Annotated in this window: 17 protein-coding genes and 1 pseudogene; 7 read left to right on the top strand and 11 right to left on the bottom strand. The window is 69.8% G+C overall.

The annotated features are described in order from the left end of the window. On the bottom strand, positions 1 to 863 hold an 863-nt coding region (locus G6028_RS13865), incomplete at its 3' end, for an MFS transporter (protein WP_182659218.1). Positions 864 to 1,175: 312 nt separating this feature from the next. Between G6028_RS13865 and G6028_RS13860 the strand changes: the two are divergent. After that, positions 1,176 to 3,049, top strand: a pseudogene (locus G6028_RS13860) (N-acyl-D-amino-acid deacylase family protein). A gap of 61 nt (positions 3,050 to 3,110) precedes the next feature. Beyond that, positions 3,111 to 4,334 (top strand): ATP-binding protein, encoded by a 1,224-nt coding sequence (locus G6028_RS13855; RefSeq protein ID WP_182659217.1) that lies wholly within the window; start codon positions 3,111 to 3,113, stop codon positions 4,332 to 4,334. A gap of 82 nt (positions 4,335 to 4,416) precedes the next feature. Here G6028_RS13855 and G6028_RS13850 read toward each other — a convergent pair whose 3' ends face one another. Then, entirely contained in the window at positions 4,417 to 5,826 is a 1,410-nt protein-coding gene (locus G6028_RS13850; protein WP_182641168.1) for an MBL fold metallo-hydrolase, read from the bottom strand. Positions 5,827 to 6,035: 209 nt separating this feature from the next. Here G6028_RS13850 and G6028_RS13845 point away from each other — a divergent pair, with 209 nt between their 5' ends. Both G6028_RS13845 and G6028_RS13840 read left to right on the top strand, forming a co-directional pair. Then, entirely contained in the window at positions 6,036 to 6,428 is a 393-nt protein-coding gene (locus G6028_RS13845) for a PPOX class F420-dependent oxidoreductase (RefSeq protein WP_179526039.1), read from the top strand. 133 nt (positions 6,429 to 6,561) lie between these two features. Continuing rightward, a complete protein-coding gene (locus G6028_RS13840) occupies positions 6,562 to 7,137 on the top strand; it encodes a peroxidase-related enzyme (protein ID WP_095718754.1) in 576 nt (191 codons plus the stop codon). Between the two features lie 17 nt (positions 7,138 to 7,154). On the opposite strand, the gene G6028_RS13835 is transcribed toward G6028_RS13840, so the two are convergent. The 4 genes from G6028_RS13835 to G6028_RS13820 form a co-directional block, all read right to left on the bottom strand. After that, positions 7,155 to 7,895 carry a glucose 1-dehydrogenase gene (locus G6028_RS13835; protein WP_182616805.1) on the bottom strand — a complete coding sequence of 247 codons (741 nt, stop codon included), beginning with the start codon at positions 7,893 to 7,895 and terminating at the stop codon, positions 7,155 to 7,157. Between the two features lie 51 nt (positions 7,896 to 7,946). Further along, positions 7,947 to 9,023 (bottom strand): NAD(P)H-dependent amine dehydrogenase family protein, encoded by a 1,077-nt coding sequence (locus G6028_RS13830; RefSeq protein WP_179523749.1) that lies wholly within the window; start codon positions 9,021 to 9,023, stop codon positions 7,947 to 7,949. Between the two features lie 134 nt (positions 9,024 to 9,157). Next, a complete protein-coding gene (locus G6028_RS13825; protein WP_182639945.1) occupies positions 9,158 to 9,895 on the bottom strand; it encodes a superoxide dismutase family protein in 738 nt (245 codons plus the stop codon). A 61-nt stretch (positions 9,896 to 9,956) separates the two neighbouring features. After that, entirely contained in the window at positions 9,957 to 10,940 is a 984-nt protein-coding gene (locus G6028_RS13820) for a GlxA family transcriptional regulator (protein WP_182659216.1), read from the bottom strand. Positions 10,941 to 11,067: 127 nt separating this feature from the next. On the opposite strand from G6028_RS13820, the gene G6028_RS13815 reads away from it, so the two are divergent. Next, positions 11,068 to 11,697 carry a cysteine hydrolase family protein gene (locus G6028_RS13815; protein WP_182659215.1) on the top strand — a complete coding sequence of 210 codons (630 nt, stop codon included), beginning with the start codon at positions 11,068 to 11,070 and terminating at the stop codon, positions 11,695 to 11,697. A gap of 99 nt (positions 11,698 to 11,796) precedes the next feature. Here G6028_RS13815 and G6028_RS13810 read toward each other — a convergent pair whose 3' ends face one another. From G6028_RS13810 to G6028_RS13795, 4 genes are all read right to left on the bottom strand, one after another. After that, a complete protein-coding gene (locus tag G6028_RS13810) occupies positions 11,797 to 14,199 on the bottom strand; it encodes a heavy metal translocating P-type ATPase (RefSeq protein ID WP_182659214.1) in 2,403 nt (800 codons plus the stop codon). 10 nt (positions 14,200 to 14,209) lie between these two features. Continuing rightward, positions 14,210 to 14,425, bottom strand: a complete 216-nt coding sequence (locus G6028_RS13805; protein ID WP_182639948.1) for a heavy-metal-associated domain-containing protein — start codon at positions 14,423 to 14,425, stop codon at positions 14,210 to 14,212. Positions 14,426 to 14,478: 53 nt separating this feature from the next. Beyond that, positions 14,479 to 14,766 carry a metal-sensitive transcriptional regulator gene (locus G6028_RS13800; RefSeq protein WP_182659213.1) on the bottom strand — a complete coding sequence of 96 codons (288 nt, stop codon included), beginning with the start codon at positions 14,764 to 14,766 and terminating at the stop codon, positions 14,479 to 14,481. Between the two features lie 72 nt (positions 14,767 to 14,838). Continuing rightward, positions 14,839 to 15,462 carry a response regulator transcription factor gene (locus tag G6028_RS13795; protein WP_182659212.1) on the bottom strand — a complete coding sequence of 208 codons (624 nt, stop codon included), beginning with the start codon at positions 15,460 to 15,462 and terminating at the stop codon, positions 14,839 to 14,841. Between the two features lie 176 nt (positions 15,463 to 15,638). Here G6028_RS13795 and G6028_RS13790 point away from each other — a divergent pair, with 176 nt between their 5' ends. Beyond that, positions 15,639 to 15,890, top strand: a complete 252-nt coding sequence (locus tag G6028_RS13790; RefSeq protein ID WP_338404230.1) for a WhiB family transcriptional regulator — start codon at positions 15,639 to 15,641, stop codon at positions 15,888 to 15,890. Between the two features lie 22 nt (positions 15,891 to 15,912). On the opposite strand, the gene G6028_RS13785 is transcribed toward G6028_RS13790, so the two are convergent. Further along, positions 15,913 to 16,614: an O-methyltransferase gene (locus G6028_RS13785; RefSeq protein ID WP_182609598.1), complete on the bottom strand. Its 702-nt coding sequence runs from the start codon at positions 16,612 to 16,614 to the stop codon at positions 15,913 to 15,915. A 102-nt stretch (positions 16,615 to 16,716) separates the two neighbouring features. Here G6028_RS13785 and G6028_RS13780 point away from each other — a divergent pair, with 102 nt between their 5' ends. Beyond that, positions 16,717 to 18,063 (top strand): lipase family protein, encoded by a 1,347-nt coding sequence (locus G6028_RS13780; RefSeq protein ID WP_259847920.1) that lies wholly within the window; start codon positions 16,717 to 16,719, stop codon positions 18,061 to 18,063. Positions 18,064 to 18,461: the final 398 nt, after the last annotated feature.

Below are 18,461 nucleotides of genomic sequence, written 5' to 3'. Positions count from 1 at the left end.
GCGCCGTAGTAGGAGAAGTTGATCCCGAACCACACGATCCACAACGCGCCGGTCCGTCTGCGCAGCCGCGGCGACCAGATCGACTCGCGGGCGGCCTCCTCGCGGGGGGACTCTCCGACCGGGGCGACCCGATCAGGCGCCGCCCGGTCCGGCAGCGGCGTGGTCCCGGTGGTCTCGGCGGCGGGCGGTTCGACCCCGGCCGAGGCCTCGTACTCGCGGACGATCCGCTCGGCCTCGTCGACCCGACCCTTCGACTCCAGGAACCGCACCGACTCGGGTAGCCCGAACCGGATCACCAGCGCGTAGGCGGCGGGGACCAGCCCGATGGCCAGCGCCCAGCGCCACCCGTCGTCACCGGTCGGGACCACGAAGTACCCGATGAGCGCCGCCATGATCCAGCCGACGGCCCAGAACCCCTCGAGGATCACCACCACCCGGCCGCGGATCCGGCGGGGCGCGAACTCGCTGACCAGCGTCGACGCCACCGGCAATTCGGCACCCAGCCCCAGTCCCACGATGAAGCGCAGGACGATGAGCACGGCGATGCCGGTCGACAGTGCCGCCGCGCCCGTGGCCAGCCCGTAGACCAGCAGCGTCGCGGCGAAGACCTGGCGGCGACCGATCCTGTCGGCGAGCAGACCCCCCAGCGCGGCGCCGATCGCCATTCCGACGAACCCGATGGAGCCGATCCAGGACAGCTCGGTGGGGGTGAGCGCCCAGTGCACTGCCAGCGCGGCCATGACGAAGGAGATGAGGCCGACGTCCATGGCGTCCAGCGCCCAGCCGACCCCGGATCCGAGCAACAGCCTGCGGTGCTTGCGGGTGAACGGCAGGCCGTCGAGGCGCTCCGTGCGTGTGGTCATGCGCGACAACGCTACTCCCGGCCCGCGGGCGTCCCACTCGCGTGGCGACCGGCCGACACCTCGAGGCGGCGCCCTCCCGCGGGTGCCCCACGGCGCCCTCGGCGAGCCCTGCGGCGCCCTCCCGCCGGTGCCTCACGGCGCCCTCCGGCGAGTGGTCGCGAATCGCGCCTGAACCGGAAGGTCACCTCGCGGAACGTGAGCGGATGTGACCACGCAAGGAGACGGGCTCACCGGCGGACGGCGGCCGTGCGGCGCAGGAGAAATCGCCACGAGGTCTGGACTTGGACCAGTGTCCGGGTAGCCTGGTGGAGTATGTGTTTCACATCACAGACTGGGGAGTGCCTCGTGGACACCACTGATCACGCCAGCCCGGGCGGCGCCGACTTCGACACCGTGATCCGCGGCGGGACCGTCTACGACGGAACCGGCGCGCCGGGCGTCCGGTCCGACGTCGGGATCCGATCCGGCGTCGTCGCGGCGGTGAGCCCCACCCCGCTCCCGATCTCGCCCCGCACCCGCGTCATCGAGGCCGGCGGCAGATGGGTGATGCCCGGATTCGTCGACACCCACACCCACTACGACGTCGAACTGCTGGTCTCCCCCGGGCTCGGCGAGTCGGTGCGGCACGGGGTGACCACCGTGCTCGTGGGCAACTGCTCCCTGTCCGGGGTCTACTCGGACACCGTCGACGTGGCCGACCTGTTCAGCCGAGTCGAGGCCCTGCCCCGGGACGCCGTCCTCGAGGCACTCGAGCGCACGAAGTCCTGGTCCGACCCGGCGGCATGGCGGCGCGCGGTCGAGGCCCTGCCGCTGGGGCCCAACGTGGCGAGCTTCCTCGGCCACTCCGACGTCCGCGCCTCCGTGATGGGCCTGGGCCGGGCGACCGATCCGGAGCACTCCCCCGGTCGGGAGGAGTTGCGCGAGATCGAACGGCGGGTGGACGAGGCCCTCGACCAGGGTTTCCTCGGGGTCTCCACCATGACCAACCCGTGGGACAAGATGGACGGCGACCGCTACCGCTCGCGGACCCTGCCCTCCACACACGCCTCGTGGAAGGAGTTCCGGCGCCTCAGCCGGATCCTCCGCCGGCGCGACCGGGTCCTGCAGGGCGTACCGAACCTCAACACCAAGGTCGACGTGGCCTTCTACGTGGCCACCAGCACGGGACTCTTCCGCAAGCCGCTGCGGGTCTCACTCCTCGCCGCCGCGGACACCCTCGCCGAGCCGTGGGTCAACCGCATCTTCCGTCCACTGGCATGGGTGGCCAACACCCTCGGAAGGGGCAGGTTCGTGTGGCAGCACCTGCCCACCACCTTCAAGGTGTGGGCCGACGGGATCGACCTGGTGGTCTTCGAGGAGTTCGGCTCCGGACGCGAGGCACTGCACCTCGTCGACGAGATGGCCCGCACCGACCTGCTCGAGCAGGAGAGCTACCGGCGCTGGTTCCGCCGCGACTTCGAGAAGCGCTTCAGCCCGCGGGTGTGGCACCGCGACTTCGACGACGCGCTCATCGTGGCCTGCCCCGACGAGGCGCTGGTCGGCCAGACCGTCGGCGACGTCGCCCGCGCCCGGAAGCTCCACCCGGCGGACGCCTACCTCGACCTCGTCGTGGAGCACGGCGCCGACCTGCGGTGGACCACCACCATCGCCAACGCGCGGGAGAAGGTCGCCAACCGGTTGGCGCGGACCCCGGGCATCACCATCGGCTTCTCCGACGCGGGGCGCACCTGCGCAACATGGCTTTCTACAACTTCGGCGTGCGCCTGCTCGAGCGCGTGCACCAGGCCCGGCTGGGCGGCACGCCGTTCCTCACCACCGAGGAGGCCGTGTTCAAACTCACCGGCGAACTCGCCGACTTCTATCGCCTCGACGCCGGTCGCCTGGAGGTCGGCCGGCGCGCAGACGTTGTGGTGATCGACCCGTCCGGGCTGGACGGCACCTCCCTCGATTACCACGAGGAGACCATGCCCGAGTTCGGTGGAATCCGCCGGATGGTCAACCGCAACGACGCCGCGGTGGCCGCCACGATCATCGGCGGCCGGGTGGTGTGGTCCGACGGGGAGTTCGCGCAGGGCTACGGCCGGGATTTCGCGGCGGGCCGGTTCCTGCCCGCGGGCGAGGCCGTGGGCCCGCGGGAGCGCAGCCAGCGCGTCAACGCGACGGCCGACCTCACTTCCGAGGTTTAGGCGGTTTAGCGCGCTTTATGGGCATCCACCTAAAGCGCGCTAAACCGACTAAACTGCCCCCATGGACCCAAGAACTAATCCGTATACCCCCAACGCGGGCGCCGAACCAGAAGTGGTTGTCGGCCGCGAAGATCAGCTCGAGTCTTTTGATGTACTACTCGCCAGACTGGAGCGCGGCCGCACAGAACAGTCAATGATTGTCACTGGGCTCCGAGGAGTCGGCAAGACCGTCCTACTACAGCAGTTTCTCCAGAAGGCACGGGAGAACAAGTGGACGGTCATGGACATGGAAGCCGAGAAGAACGACACCTCCGCGTTTCGACGTGACCTTGGTTCGCGCTTCTACAGTGCCCTCCTGCAACTGTCCCCCAAGGCCCGGTGGAGTGAACGCGCGAAGCATGCCGCATCTGTCGCGAAGTCGTTTTCGCTCACTGCGAGCCCAGAAGGGCTCGTTACGTTCGGACTAGATATCGCCCCGGCGGAAGGAGTTGCCGATAACGGCAACTTGACCCAAGATCTCGTGGACCTGTTCGTCGCCGTGGGTACAGCCGCACGGGAAAAAGAGACTGGAGTAGTCATCCTCTTGGACGAAGTCCAATTTCTCGACAAAGAGCAATTGGGCGCGATGATTACCGCTCTCCATAAGACCGTTCAGTACAAATTGCCGATCACAATGGTTGGCGCAGGATTGCCACAGATAGCCGAACTAGCCGGAGATGCCAAGTCATACGCCGAACGACTTTTCAAGTTTCCCCGAATCGGAAACCTCTCCAAGACGGATGCAGCTGCCGCCTTATCGGAGCCAGCTCGGAGCGAGGGCGTCCTCTTCAACGACGACGCACTAGAGCACGCCTTCGAGATTACCGAAGGGTACCCGTACTTCATCCAAGAGCTCGGCTACGCCGTTTGGACCATAGCCGATGGGGGCGTAATCACTCGTCAGGATATCGATGACGCAATCGTCGGATACACCGCAAAACTCGACCAGTCCTTTTTTCAGGTACGGCTCGATCGATGTACAGAACTGCAACGGGCCTACTTGCGGGCTATGGCAGACCTCGGACCGCATCCTCAGAAGGCGAATGACGTGGCCGAGCGAATGGGTCGGACCTCACAGAACCAAGCGCCAACTAGAGCCGAACTAATTTCAATGGGACTTCTTTACACTCCTGAGCATGGTTACGCGGCGTATACAGTTCCTCAGTTCGACCAATATATGCTTCGGGCGATTCCCCGATTAGCGGTGCCGGAAAAACGCAAACGCAGGACGCAGCGCGATCAATAACTCCAGAATTGCCTGAGGTTACTGGCCGAGAAGCCTGAGCAGCTGTGACCGCAGCCGCGCAGGCTGCGGACACCCGCAGCACTCACTCCGTGGGCATCCCGGCGTCCTCCCAGGCGGAGTAGCTGCCCTCGAGCTCGGTGACGTCGTACCCGACGCTGCGCAGCGCGCTGGCCACGACCGAGCTACGGGCACCCGACTGGCAGTAGGTGACGATCCTTCCCGAGTCGGGCAGTTCGTCGCGTTCCCACATCACCTGGCCACCGTGCAGCTGGGTGGCGTCCGGGACGTGGCCCTCGTCGTACTCGGACGTGGCGCGGACGTCGAGCACCATCGCGTGCTCGTAGGACTCCAGGTCCTCCGGCGTGACGGTCTCGGGGCGGAATGTGGGCAGGCCGTCGGTGGAGGTGACGTACCCGCGTGTGGAGTCGACGCCGACCCGGATGACGTGACGCCGCAGCTCGTCCGCCGCCTCGGCGTCCTCTGCGAGGAAGACCAGGCCGCGGGCGTCCTTCTCCGGATCGATCGCCCAGCCGGCGTAGGTGCCCGCCTGGCCGGCGGGGAGGTTGATGGCGCGGTCGACGGTGCCGTCGTGGACGTCGTCGGCGGGGCGAGGGTCGACGACGACGAGGTCGCCGGACTCGATGCCGGAGGCGACCTCCTCCGCTGGCAACTCCTGCAGCTCCGGCAACGGATGGCCGAGCACGGAGGGGCCGTCCCGGTTCTCGCGCTTCATCCGCCCGAAGTACGCCGGCGCGTCGGGCTGGCCGTCGAGGAGTTCGGAGATGAAGCCCTCCTCGTCGTCGTTCTCCACGTACTTCGGCCACCACGCGAACTTCCGCTCGTATCCCACCGAGCTGGACGGCAGCGCCCCCAGCGACTTGCCGCAGGCCGAGCCGGCGCCGTGGGCCGGGAACACCTGGACGTGATCGGGAAGGGTGAGGAAGCGCTCGCGGAGGCTGGCGAAGAGCTGCGTGGCGCTCTCGTAGCGGGTGTCCTCGCCGCCCGAATCGCTGCCGCCGGCGGTCTCGTCGAGCAGGTCCGGACGCCCGAGGTCGCCACAGAACACGAAATCGCCGGTCAGCGCGTAACCGGGCTCGTCGGCGAACGCGCCGTCGGTGATGAGGAACATCAGGTGCTCGGGCGTGTGGCCGGGGGTGTGCACGGCCTCGAGGCGGACGTTGCCGAGCTCGATGGTGTCGCCGTCGCGGAGCCGCTCGCCCTCGAAACCGTAGCGCCAGTCCTCGCCGCCCTCGTCGGAGAGGTACGTGGTGGCACCGGTGGCGGCGGCCAGCTCGCGGGTGCCGGACAGGTAGTCGGCGTGGATGTGGGTCTCGGTGACCGTGACGATGGTCATGCCGTGCTGGTCGGCCATCTCGACGTAGGGCCGGAGGTCGCGGCTGGGGTCCACGACGATCGCCTCGCTGCTGCTCTGGCAGCCGATGAAGTAGCTGGCGTGGGCGAGGTCGTAGTCATAGATGCGTTCGAAGAGCATGGTGTGTGTCCGTTTCCGTGGGGAACAGGTACACACTCCACCGTAAAACCCTCGGGGGTATAGCGCCACCCCTCGGCGCGGACGACGCGCACACTGGACCGGAGTACCCGCCACCGACGAGAGGACCGCGCGCCGTGTCTGACTCACACCAGTCCGAATCGCACCAGCCCGAATCACACCCGTCCGAAGCACACCCGTCCGGCTCCCCGCTGACCGACGACCTGCGCCGCCTGCTCGCCCGGCCGAATCCGTGCGTCATGGCCACGCTGCGCAAGGACGGCTCCCCGGTGACCGTGCCCACCTGGTACCGGTTGGTCGCCGACCGCATCCACCTCAACCTCGACGCCGGCCGGGTCCGACTCCAGCACCTGCGGCGCGACCCGCGGGTGGCACTGTCCGTGCTGGACGCGGACGACTGGTACTCGCACGTGAGCATCCAGGGCCGGATCACCGAGATCGCCGAGGACCCGGACCTGGCCGGCATCGACGCGCTGTCCCGGCACTACACGGACCAGCCGTACCCGGTCCGCGATCGCGCCCGCGTCGACGTCTGGCTGGAGATCGAGCGGGTACACACGTGGGGGTCCGCGGCGCGATCCTGATCCGGCGGCGGGCGACGCGGCATAGCCTCTGGGCAGACCTCCAGCCCCTCCAGCCCTGAGCCCCTCCACTGCTCAGTTCCCCGCCCCTCAGCCCGGCGCCCCACCCGGGCGCCCCACTCCCCCGGAGCCGCACATGTCCGACCGATTCCCCCTCGCCGAGCTCGCCGATCTCCCCGACGACCTGCGGGAGCGCATTCTGACGGAGCAGGAGAAGGCCGGGTTCGTCCCCGAGGTGTTCCTGATGTTCGGGCGCCGCCCGGCGGAGTGGCGGGCCTTCTTCGCCTACCACGACGCGGTGATGGACCGCGAGGGCTCGAACATGTCCAAGGCGGACAAGGAGATGATCATCGTGACCATCTCCGCGCAGAACAACTGCCAGTTCTGCGTGGTGGCGCACGGTGCGATCCTCCGGATCGTCAAGAAGGACCCGTACCTCTCCGACCAGTTGGCCGTGAGCCATCACAAGGCCGAGCTGACCCCACGGGAACGCGCCATCTGCGACTTCGCCACCAAGGTGAACCTGCGGTCCGACGAGCTCGTCGACGCCGACTTCGCCGCGCTGCACGCGCACGGCCTGGACGACGAGGACGCGTGGGACATCGCGACGATCACCGGCCTGTTCGGGCTGAGCAACCGGGTGGCCAACGCCACCGACATGCGGCCGAACCCGGAGTTCTACCTGATGGGCCGAGCGCCGCGGGAGAAGTAGGCCGCCGCGGTCACGCCCTACAGCTGCTTGTGCGGGATCCCGTTGATGGTCCCGCCGTCCACCACGAACTCCGTGGCGGTGGCGTAGGAAGACTCGTCGGAGGCCAGGAACAGCACGAAGTTGGCTACGTCCTCGACGGTGCCCAGCCGGCCGAGGGGGATCGGGATCATATCGTCCGGGATCCCCTCGGTGATCGGGGTGCGCACGAGGCCCGGGTGCAGCGAGTTGCAGCGGATGCCGTGCGGGGCGAGCTCGAGCGCGACCGATTTGGTGAGCCCACGGACGGCCCACTTGGCGGCCACGTACCCGTGAGCCCACGGCGTACCGCGCATTCCCTCGATCGACGAGACGTTGATGATCGACCCACCACCGGCGGCGATCATCGTCTCGGTGACGGCCTGACATCCGTAAAAGGTCCCCGTGAGGTTCACGTCCAGGATCTGCTGCCACTTGTCATGCCGGAACCTGTGCAGCTCGGCCCCGTTGGCGATCCCCGCGTTGTTGACCAACACATCGACCCCGCCCCAGTCGGCGACCGTCTCCTCGACGACGGCCTTCCACTGCTCCGCATCGGACACGTCGAGATGGCGGTAGCGCGCGCCCTCCCCCTGCTCGGCCGCCACGGCCTCGCCCTGATCGTCCAACACGTCGGTGAGCACGACCTTCGCGCCCTCCGCGACGAGCCGGCGCGCGTCGGCCTCGCCCATCCCCCGCGCGGCACCCGTGATGATGGCGACCTTGCCCTCGACCCGACCCATGACGACTCCCTCTACTCGTGAACAGCTGTGGTGACGACGTCGGTCGACGCGTCAGCGCGTACCGACGATGCCCGGCGCGCCGGTGAGCGGCAGATCCAGCGTCGTGGTCAACCCCGGCGCCGCGGCCACGACGGCGGGTACGGCGTTGACCACCCTGCCGACCCCGGCGAGGATCGCCGAGTAGTTGTGGTCGCCGTCCGCGCTCTGCGCGGCCAGGTCGAGGACGTACGACGGCTCGCCGATCACCTCGACGCGGTACGAGTGCCCCTCCTGGACCGCGTACGGCCAGTCCGGCCGCAGGTCGTCCCGGGTCCGGGTGACGTGTTCGACCACGATGACGGGCTCGCCCGCCACCATGCCGGTGATCTGGAAGCGGAACCCCGCCTGGGTGCCCTCGGCGATGGTGCAGGCCGCGACCTCGTAGGTCTCCGGGGCGGGTTCGCGCTCGACGTGTTCGGTGATCTCGTCCACCTCCACGCCCAACCCGGCGGCGAGCAGGTGGATCGACGCCCCCCACCCCGCCGTCAACACCCCGGGCAGGAACAGCAGCGGGGTCTGGTCGAGCGGGGTGCCGAAACCCATGACGTCGACCATCGACTCGGTGGAATCGTAGGTGGCGTAGTCGGAGAACTCGGTGCAGCGGACCTGGCGTACCTCGCGGCAGGTGCCGGTGATCGCGAGCGGCAGGAGGTCGTTGGTGAACCCCGGGTCCACGCCGGTGACGAAGAGGGTGGCACCGCCCTCCAGGGCCGCGGCCTCGAGCTTGGCGCGCGCGCTGTCGGGGACGCCCGCGGCGGGGTTGATGAGCGGAGTGGGCGCGGTGCCCGCCACGTTGATCCCGGCGGCGAGGTACTCGCGGATGTCGCGCGCGGCCTCCACCGGCCGGGTGTCGCTCATCGCGCAGTAGACCACGCAGTCGGGCGCCGCGGCCACGATGTCGGCCGCACTCGTGGTGGCGGTGACACCCGTGTCCACCCCGAGACCGGCGAGCTCACCCGCGTCCCTGCCCGCCTTGTCCGCGGAGTGCACCCAGACGCCGACGAGCTCGAAGCGCGGGTCCTCGATGAGGTGGCGCAGGGCGATCGCCCCGGCGTTCCCCGTGGCGATCTGTGCGACCCGGATGGCCATGTGTCCCCTCCCGACCTGAGGCGGCGCGTGGTGACGCGCGCCTGTTCGCGGCGGACGCTACCAGAGCAGGCCGCCTGATCGGGGGGTTATCAGACACGTGACCGGACAGTTGTCCGGTCACGTGTCGGAGGGGGTCAGCCGACGACCACCCCGCAGGCGATCCTGCTGCCTCCGTCGCCGGCCATCAGCGTGTCCTCGTCCGGCCCGTCCGGTGCGTAGCGCTCCGGGATGTGGGCGAGGTTGTCCGGGTCCTCGTGGATCATCACGGCCGAACCGTCGTCGTCCAGCAGGAGCTCCCGGTCCAGCCGGTCTGTCAGGGTGGTGAGGCGGGCGGTCCCGTCGCCGGCGACGTACAGCGGCGGCAGGTCGCCCGCGTGCTCGGGATGCCCGGCCCCGCCGTCCGGCCCGGCCAGATGCCCGCCGGCCGAGAGGAACGCGCCCCTCTCATCGGGGTCGTTGGGATTGGCGCTGTCCGGCTCACACAGCCCGGTCGTGTGGATGTGCAGTCCGTGGAATCCGGGCTCGAGTCCGCTGGCCTCGACGGTGACCAGGGTGCCGCCCTCGGACTCGACGAACTCCACCGTGCCCAGCGGTCCGGCCTCGGGGTCTGTGAGCTCCGCGGTGGCGAAGGCCCGGTCGCCCTGCTCCCCGCCCCCGGCTCCCGCGTCAGCGGTGGTGGCGGTGTCCTGGGGGGTGGTGGTCCCCTCGGCGGCGGGAGAGTCCTCCCCCGTTCCGCACGAGGCGGCCAGCACCGCGGCTGCGGTGAGTGCGACGAAGGCGCTGCCCCTGCGGGCTCGGCGGAGAGTGGGCACGGTCTGGGCGTGAACTGTCTGGTCGGGAACGGTCTGTCCAGGTCGGTTCTGTGCGGTCATCCGGTGGACCTCCTAGTCGGCGTCGTGAATATCGGCGTCGTGGCCGCCACCGTACCCAGGCTCAACGCGGATGCAACCGTGTCTCCGCCCGATCCGAGCCGGAGTCCGCGAAGCGATTCCGATATGACGTGGGGGTGGTTGAATAGGCCCGCACGAAGTTCTGGCGAAAGGTGACCGCACTACCGAAACCGCATTCCTGCGCGATCTCACCGATCGGGTCCGAGGACCGCTCGAGGAGTACCCGCGCGCGGTCCAGGCGGCGGGACAGCACCCAGCGGGCCGGAGTCGTCCCGGTGGCCCTCTGGAACGACCGGACGAAGTTCCGCCGGCTCATGCACGCCCTGTCCGCCAGGTCGTCCACGGAGAGCCTGCGGTCCAGGTTCTCCAGAACCCACTCGATGGCCTGTGCCACCCGGTCGTCTCCACCTGGTTCCGGGATCGGCTGCTGGATATACTGCGCCTGATCCCCGTCCCGGTGCGGCGCCACCACGATGTGTCGCGCGAGTACCGAGGCGGCGGCCGAGCCCAGCCGCGTCCGCACGATGTGGAGGCAGGCGTCCAGCGACGACGCCGTCCCGGCGGAGGTGAGCACATCGCCGTGGTCGATGTAGAGGTCCGCCGAGCGAACCTCCACGCCGGGGTGCCGGCGGGCGAGCTCGTCCGCCACCTCCCAGTGGGTGACCGCGGTTCGGCTGTCGAGCACGCCGGCCGCCACAACGGGGAACGCCCCGAGGCACAGTCCCGCGACCGCGGAGCTGCGGCGTCGCGCGGCGCGGATCACATCGAGCAGGCCCGGATCCGGTTCGCGCAGATCGACGGGCCACGAGGGGAACACCACGAGATCGGCCTCCGCAGCGATTGCGGGCCCGCTGAGATCGTCGAGGTACACCCCCTCCGCGGTCCGGATCCCGCTCCCGTCCGCGCTCCAGGTACGCACCTCCCACCCGCTCGCGAGCTCAAGCCTGGTGACCTCACCGAAGACGAGCAGAGGGGCTGCGAGGTGGAACATCGTGATCCCGTCGAACACGTGGACGGCGATCTTCAACTCTGGCCCGGATCCATCGAATGTCTGCGCATATGCCACTCACGGTACCTCGCCCAGGCGGCGAAGACTGGTGCGCGGCGTCGGCGGCTGCCGGCGCCATCCCGTCACACCCCCTCGGAGGCTCCCGATGACCGAATCCCGCCGCGCCCTCGTCCTGGTCGACATCCAGAACGAGTACTTCACCGGCCCCCTCGAGATCCAGTACCCGCCCCGCGACGCCTCGCTCGCCCGGATCCTGCGTGTGGTCGACGTCGCGGGTGAGGCCGGCATCCCCGTGGCCGTGGTCCAGCACGAGCTCCCCGACGGCGCGCCGGTCTTCGCGGGCGGCAGCGCCGGGTGGGAACTCCACCCGGAGCTGGAGGCGGCCCTCCCCGCCGACCCGGCCCGGTTCAGCAAGAACTACGCCAGCATCTTCGACGGCACCGGAATGGCCGACTGGCTCCGCGAGAATTCCATCGACACCGTCACGCTCGTGGGATTCATGACTAACAACTGCATCATCGGCAGCGCGGTGGGTGCCGAGCCTCTGGGCTTCGCCGTCGAGGTGCTCTCCGACGCCACGGGTGCCATCCATATCTCCAACGAGGCGGGTTCGGCCTCCGCCGAACAGGTGCACACGACGCTCATGGCTGTCCTCAACTCCAACCTGGCGGCGGTGGCCACCACCGACGCCTGGGCCGAGGCGGCAGCGACCGGGACCGCGTTGCAGGGCAGCGACCTCGGCAGCTCCGCAATGCAGGGCCGCAGCGAGCACTGACCAGCCCGAACCCCCGATCTCCGCTGCGCGGTCCGCTGCCCGAGTCGGGTAGCGGACCGCGCAGCGGCGTAGCGGGACCTGCGGCTGGGGCGGCGGGGGTCAGACCGCCGCGCGGAACCTCCGCAGCCGCAGGCTGTTGGCCACCACGAACACCGAGGAGAACGCCATCGCCGCGCCCGCGATCATCGGGTTGAGCAACCCGGCCGCCGCCAGGGGCAGCGCGGCCACGTTGTAGGCGAACGCCCAGAACAGGTTGCCCTTGATGGTCCGCAGGGTGCTGCGGGACAGCCGGATCGCATCGGCCGCGGCGCGCAGGTCCCCGCGGACCAGGGTGAGGTCGGAGGCCTCGATCGCCGCGTCGGTGCCCGTCCCTATCGCCAGGCCCAGATCGGCGGTGGCGAGGGCGGCCGCGTCGTTGACGCCGTCGCCGACCATGGCCACCACCCGGCCCTGCGCCTGCAGCCTGCGGATCACGTCCACCTTCTCCGCTGGCAGCACCTCAGCGATGACCGTCTCGGAGATCGCGGTGTCTGGGCCGGGGTCGATGCCCACCTGCTGCGCCACCGACGCGGCCACCCTCGCGTTGTCGCCGGTGAGCAGGATGGGGGTGAGACCCAGGCCGCGGAACCTCCCGACCGCCTCGGCGGAGGAGTCCTTGATCTGGTCGGCCACCACCAGCACCCCGCGGGCACGGCCACCCCAGCCCACCGCCACCGCGGTGTGGCCGCGGCCGGAGGCCTCGTCGACCGCCCGCTCGAGCTCGGCCGGCAGCGGCATCTCCTGCTCGGCGAGGAGAGCCGGACGGCCCACCACGACCACCTCGTCGTCGTCACGGGTGTAGTCAGTCGGGTCGGCTCCGACCCGTCCCGACACCCCCAGCCCCTCGGTGTTGCGGAAGCCCGCTACGGCCGGTAGGTCACCGACCCGCTCTCGGGCGCCGGCGGCGACGGCCCGGGCGATGGGGTGCTCGGAGGCGTCCTCCACCGCACCGGCGTGGCGCAGCACCTGCGTCTCGTCCTCGCCGTCCGCGGCGGTCACCGAGACCAGCGCGGGCGTTCCGGTGGTCACGGTGCCGGTCTTGTCGAGCACGATCGTGTCGACGCGGCGGGTGGACTCCAGGACCTCGGGGCCCTTGATGAGGATGCCCAGCTGCGCACCGCGGCCGGTCCCCACCATGAGGGCCATGGGCGTGGCCAGACCGAGCGCACAGGGGCAGGCGATGATGAGCACCGCGACCGCGGCCGTGAACGCCATGGAGGTGCCGGATCCGGTGAGCAGCCAGAAGGCGAACGTCGCGGCCGCCAAGACCAGGACGGCGGGGACGAAGACCCCGGAGATGCGGTCGGCCAGGCGTTGCGCGGCGGCCTTCCCGGACTGTGCGTCCTCGACCATCCGCGCCATCTGCGCGAGCTGGGTGTCCGATCCCACGCGGGTGGCCCGGACGATCAGCCGCCCGCTGGTGTTGACCGTGCCGCCGACCACGGCGTCGCCGGTGGAGACCTCGGCTGGCACGGATTCACCGGTGACCATGGCGGTGTCGACGGCGGAGGCGCCGTCGACGATCCGGCCGTCGGTCGCGATCTTCTCGCCGGGGCGCACGATGAACTCGTCACCGACCTGCAGGTTCTCCACGGGGATCCGCGTCTCGACGCCGTCGCGCAGCACCGCGACGTCCTTGGCGCCGAGCTCGAGCAGCGATCGGAGCGCCGCCCCGGCCGTGCGCTTGGACCGGGCCTCGATGTAGCGACCCAGCAGCACGAAGGTGGTGACCCCGGCGGCGGCCTCGAGGTAGATGTCCCCCGCTCCGTCACTGGGCGAGAGGGAGAACTCGAACCCGTGGGTCATGCCCGGCATCCCGGCGTGGCCGAAGAACAGGGCGTACAGCGACCACAGCAGGGCGGCGGACGTGCCGATCGACACGAGGGTGTCCATGGTGAACGAGCCGTGCCGGATGTTGATCGCCGCCGCGCGGTGGAACGGCCACCCGCCCCACACGACGACCGGAGCGGCGAGGGTCAACGAGAGCCACTGCCAGTTGGTGAACTGCAACGCCGGGATCATGGCCATCGCGATCACGGGTATCGACAGCAGCGCGGAGACGATCACGCGGTGGCGCAGGCTCTCCACCCGGTCAGGGGCCGCGGAGTCGTCGGTGGCGTTGCCGGCATGTCCCGTCGCGGCGGCGGCCCCGTCTGCGTGGCCCTCGCCCGGGGCGGCAGGCGTGCCGCGGCGGGACGCGCGGGGCTGTGGCCACCGCGCCGAGTACCCGGCCTGTTCGACGGTGTCCAGCAGGAGCTGCGACTCCACGCCGGGGGCGTACTCCACGCGCGCCTTCTCGGTGGCGTAGTTGACCTCGGCGGTGACGCCGTCGAGCTTGTTGAGCTTGCGCTCGATCCGGTTGGCGCACGAGGCGCAGGTCATTCCCTCGATCTGGAGGTCGACGAAAGTCGTCGCCGGCTCACCGGTGAGGCTGCCGGCAGTGCTGGTGTCGGTGCGGCTCATCGTGGCCACCTCATTCCGCGGCGTCGAGTGTGTACCCGGCCTCGTCCACGGCGGCGCGGACGAGGGCGGGGTCGACGGGATCGGGGGCGACGACGACGAGGCGGCCCGACTCCAGGTCGACCTCCACATCGGTGACGCCGGGGATCTCCGAGACCTCCTCCTTCACGGAGGCGACGCAGTGGCCGCAGGTCATTCCGGAGACGGTGAAGGTGGCGGTGTCGGACATGGGGTTCTCCTCTGATGGTTGCAGACGGGTGGAGGGCGGCTCGGTGGAGCGGACTACGACTTGACCAGGCGCGCGATGGCCGCATTGGCCTCGGTGAGCTTGGCCTGCGCCTCCGGGCCACCGTGCTCGATCGCGCCGGCCACGCAGTGGCCCAGGTGCTCCTCGAGCAGGTTGAGCGAGAGCGACTGCAGCGCCCGGGTCATGGCGGAGACCTGCGTGAGGATGTCGATGCAGTACTTGTCCTCCTCGACCATCTTCTGCAGACCGCGGGCCTGACCCTCGATGCGGCGCAGCCGCTTGAGGTGGTCGTCCTTGTTCGGGGTGTATCCGTGCTCGGCCATGCGAGATACGGTACCCCCCTAGGGTACCTATTTCAAGGCGCGCGACGCCCCGAACCCCGGGACGCCCGCGGCTCAGGCCTGGCGGTCGGGCTTCAGGCCGTGTTCGATACCCCAGGCCACCGCCTGGGCACGCGTGGTCACACCCATTTTCCGGTAGGCAGCACGGATGTAGGTCTTGACCGTGTTCGCCGACAGGTAGCACCGGTCGGCGATGTCATGATTCGACATACCCTGCACGATCAGGCCCACCATCTCGGCTTCGCGGGCGGAGAGGCCGGCCTCCTTGGCGGGCCAGTCGTTGGCCCCCGTGGCGGACAACCCCGGCCCCACCATCGTCACGATGCGACCCGCCGCGATCTCCTCAATCCCCCGGACCAGATCCGGAGCGGACAGGGACTTGGAGAGGAAACCGTTCGCCCCCAACGCCAGACCGTCCTCGACAGCAGCACGGTCAGCGGCGAAGGAGTAGACCGCGACCGCAGCGATCGACGGGTCCTGACATAGCGCAGCCAGGCGGGCGTGCTTCCCCACCGGTGCGGCGAACGTGTCGTACAGGGCCACGTCCACCGGAGCCGCCCCCTTGGAGACCGTGCGCTTCTCCACGACCTCGATGCGGTCGGCGTACTCCGAGAGTATGGCGTTCACCCCGGCTACGACGACGAGGTAGTCGTTGATCACAGTCACCCTGACCGGCATGGACAGACCTTAGCAACGAACCCTCGGATGCCCCGATACGGCGATCACACCCCTGGGGGTGTAGTCCGCCCGCTTTCATACAACGGATGATGGGACGTTGTTCCGCGCACGGTCTTTCGACTCGTCGCCGACCCGGGAAGTGGGATGATCATTTGGCTGAGGCCGCCTCGACCGCAGTGGACGATCGATGGGCATGGGCTGACCGCGGCAACTGCGTCGGCCACCAGGACCTGTTCTACAACGACGACCACGACCTCAAGGGCACGAGGCGGAAGAACGAGGAACTCGCCAAGCAGCTCTGCCGGCAGTGCCCGGTGCTCGACCAGTGCCGTCGGTACGCCATCGAGGAGCGGGAGCTCTACGGCGTCTGGGGCGGCATGACCGAGCTGGAACGACACAAGGCGGCGGGCCGGTTGCGCACCGGCTGACCTGCGGCCCGCAACGCCGACTTCAGCGGACGCGAGCCACCGCGAAGCCATCCCAGCCCTTGGCGCCCACCGTCTGCAGGGCGGTCGCGTCCAGTCGCGGATGACCGCCGAGCAGCGTCAGCACCTCGCGGCTGCCGAGCACCCCGGGATCGTCGGAGCCCGCGTCCGCGACCGCGCCGTGGCGCACGACGTTGTCCACTACGATCACGCTGCCCGGGCGGGTCAACTGCAACGCGAGCTCGACGTAGCCCGGATTGCCGGGCTTGTCGGCGTCGATGGACACCATGTCGAACGGCTCGGTACCCGTGTCGATCAGCGCCCGCGCCGACTCCGAGGCCGGGCCCACGAGTACCTCCACGCGATCGGCCACCCCGGCCCGTCTGAAGTTTGCGCGCGCCACCTCGGCATGCCGCGGGTCGATCTCCAAAGTGACCACCTCGCCGTCGTCCCCCAGGGCGCGGGCGACGCTGGCCGCGCTGTACCCGCCGAGAGTCCCGAACTCCAGGACGCGGCGCGCGCCGATCATCCGGCAGAGCAGCGCGAGGAACCGCGCCTGCGCGGCGGAGACCTCGATCGGGGGCAGGTCCGCCGCCGCGGTGGCCTCACGCACATCCCGCAACACCTGGTCCTCGAGCCCCATCGCCTCGTCGAGGAATGCGTCGACCTCCGCCCATCCGGGCTCATGGTCAGTGGTGTCGGGCGTGGCGGGCGGGTGCTCGGTCATGGCTACGACGGTAGCTCCGGGAGGGTGCCCGACCCACGCGAGAGGGCGGCGACTTAGACTCCGCTCATCAGTGATTCACGACACATTAAGTCCGGGGGGACCGTGTTACTTCGTCGAACCGCGCTGCGCGCTGCCGCACTCGCCACCGCTCTGGCGACCACCATCGGGGGCGGGGCCGCGCTCGCCCCGGTCGCCGCAGCCCAGGGCTCGTCCAACGACCCTGCTCCCGCGTTCTATCAACCGCCCGCCCAGCTGCCCGCAGGCGCGGGAGCACTCGTCAAGACCGAGTCGTTCCCACTCGCCGGCGCCATCCCACCGATCCCCGGGGCGGAGTTCGTCTCGGACGGCGCGGGCCCGATCTCGACCGATGCCCAGCGCATCATGTACACCTCCGCGGGGTCGAGAAACCAGCCAATCGCCGTGACGGGGACGTACCTCCAGCCCCGCGCGCCGTGGACCGGCCCGGGGACGCGGCCGCTCGCAGTGCTCGCACCGGGCACCCAGGGTCAGGCCGACCACTGCGCGCCGTCGAAGACCTTCCAGAACCTGGCCACCGTCCGCACGGACCCGCCCGGCGTGGGCTTCGGCTACGAACTCATCCAGGCCTACGCGTTGCTGGCCCGCGGCTACGCGGTCGCGATGACCGACTACGAGGGGCTGGGCACGCCCGGCATCCACCCGTACGTCCACCGCGAGTCCTCGGCCCGTGCCGTGTTGGACATCGCCCGTGCCGCGCCGCGGATCCCTGGTGCGGACATCGGACCCTCGCCGCGCACCGTGTTCTCCGGGTACTCGCAGGGCGGCGGCGCTGTGGCCGCAGCCGCCGAACTGCATCCGCGGTACGCGGCCGAGGTGAACCTCGTCGGCACCGCCGCCGGATCGCCGCCCGCCGACCTCCTGGCCACTCTCGAGAGGGCAGACGGGTCGGCGATCGCCGGCGTGATCGGGTACTCGCTCAACAGTCTGGTCGACGCCTACCCGGAGATGGACCCGCTCCTCGACGCCTACCTCAACGACCACGGCCGGGCGATGCTCGCCGCCACCTCCGACCAGTGCATCGGCGAGACCGCCATCCAGTTCTTCCAGCAGCGCACCAACAACTTCACGCGGTCCGGCCAGTCCGCCGGGGAGATCGCCAGGCAGGATCCGGCCATCATGGACTACCTGGAGCGCCAACGCATCGGCCGCCTGTCGCCCACCACGCCGGTGCGGATCCTGTCCCCCGTGAACGACGACGTGGTGCCCGGTCACCAGTCACAGCGACTCGGCCGCGACTGGTGCGCGCAGGGTGCGGCCGTCGAGATGGTGATCGACCACACCCCGCCGGTGGCCACCGGGCTGGTCATCAATCACGCGGTGCCGATGCTCTCCGGCCTCGGAGGGACGGTGCAGTACCTGGCCGACCGGATCGACGGCCTGCCGGCCCCGGTCAACTGCGGGACGTACTGAGTCGACGACCCCCGCGGCTACGCGCGTCCTGCCGGGTCGCGCTGGCCTGCGCCCCCCTTCATCGGGAAGAGCGTTCCGAACACATCCGCCGAGAAGCAGGTGCTCGGAACGCTCTTCTCGTTGGGGTGCGCCGGGTATGACGCAGTCGACGACGCGTGGCTCGGTGGCGGCCTGGGCCTCGGGCTCGGTCGCGGCCTTGGCCTGGGTTTCGGTCTCGGTCTTGGTCTCGGTCTCGGTCTCGCAAGTAGATTGCGCAACTTCCTTGTAGAATCGCTTGGGTGGCCCACCAGACCGACTCTGCGAGCAGCTCCGACCCGAGCGACACCCCTGGTGCCGCGGCCACCGCGTCCGCCGCGGCCACCGCGTCCGCCACGAGCACCGCGGCCACCGACCCGGCC

The organism is Dietzia cercidiphylli (assembly GCF_014145145.1).
GTDB lineage: Bacteria > Actinomycetota > Actinomycetes > Mycobacteriales > Mycobacteriaceae > Dietzia > Dietzia natronolimnaea.
Note: the sequence above shows the minus strand (reverse complement) of the source record. Positions and strands in the feature narration are given on the sequence as shown.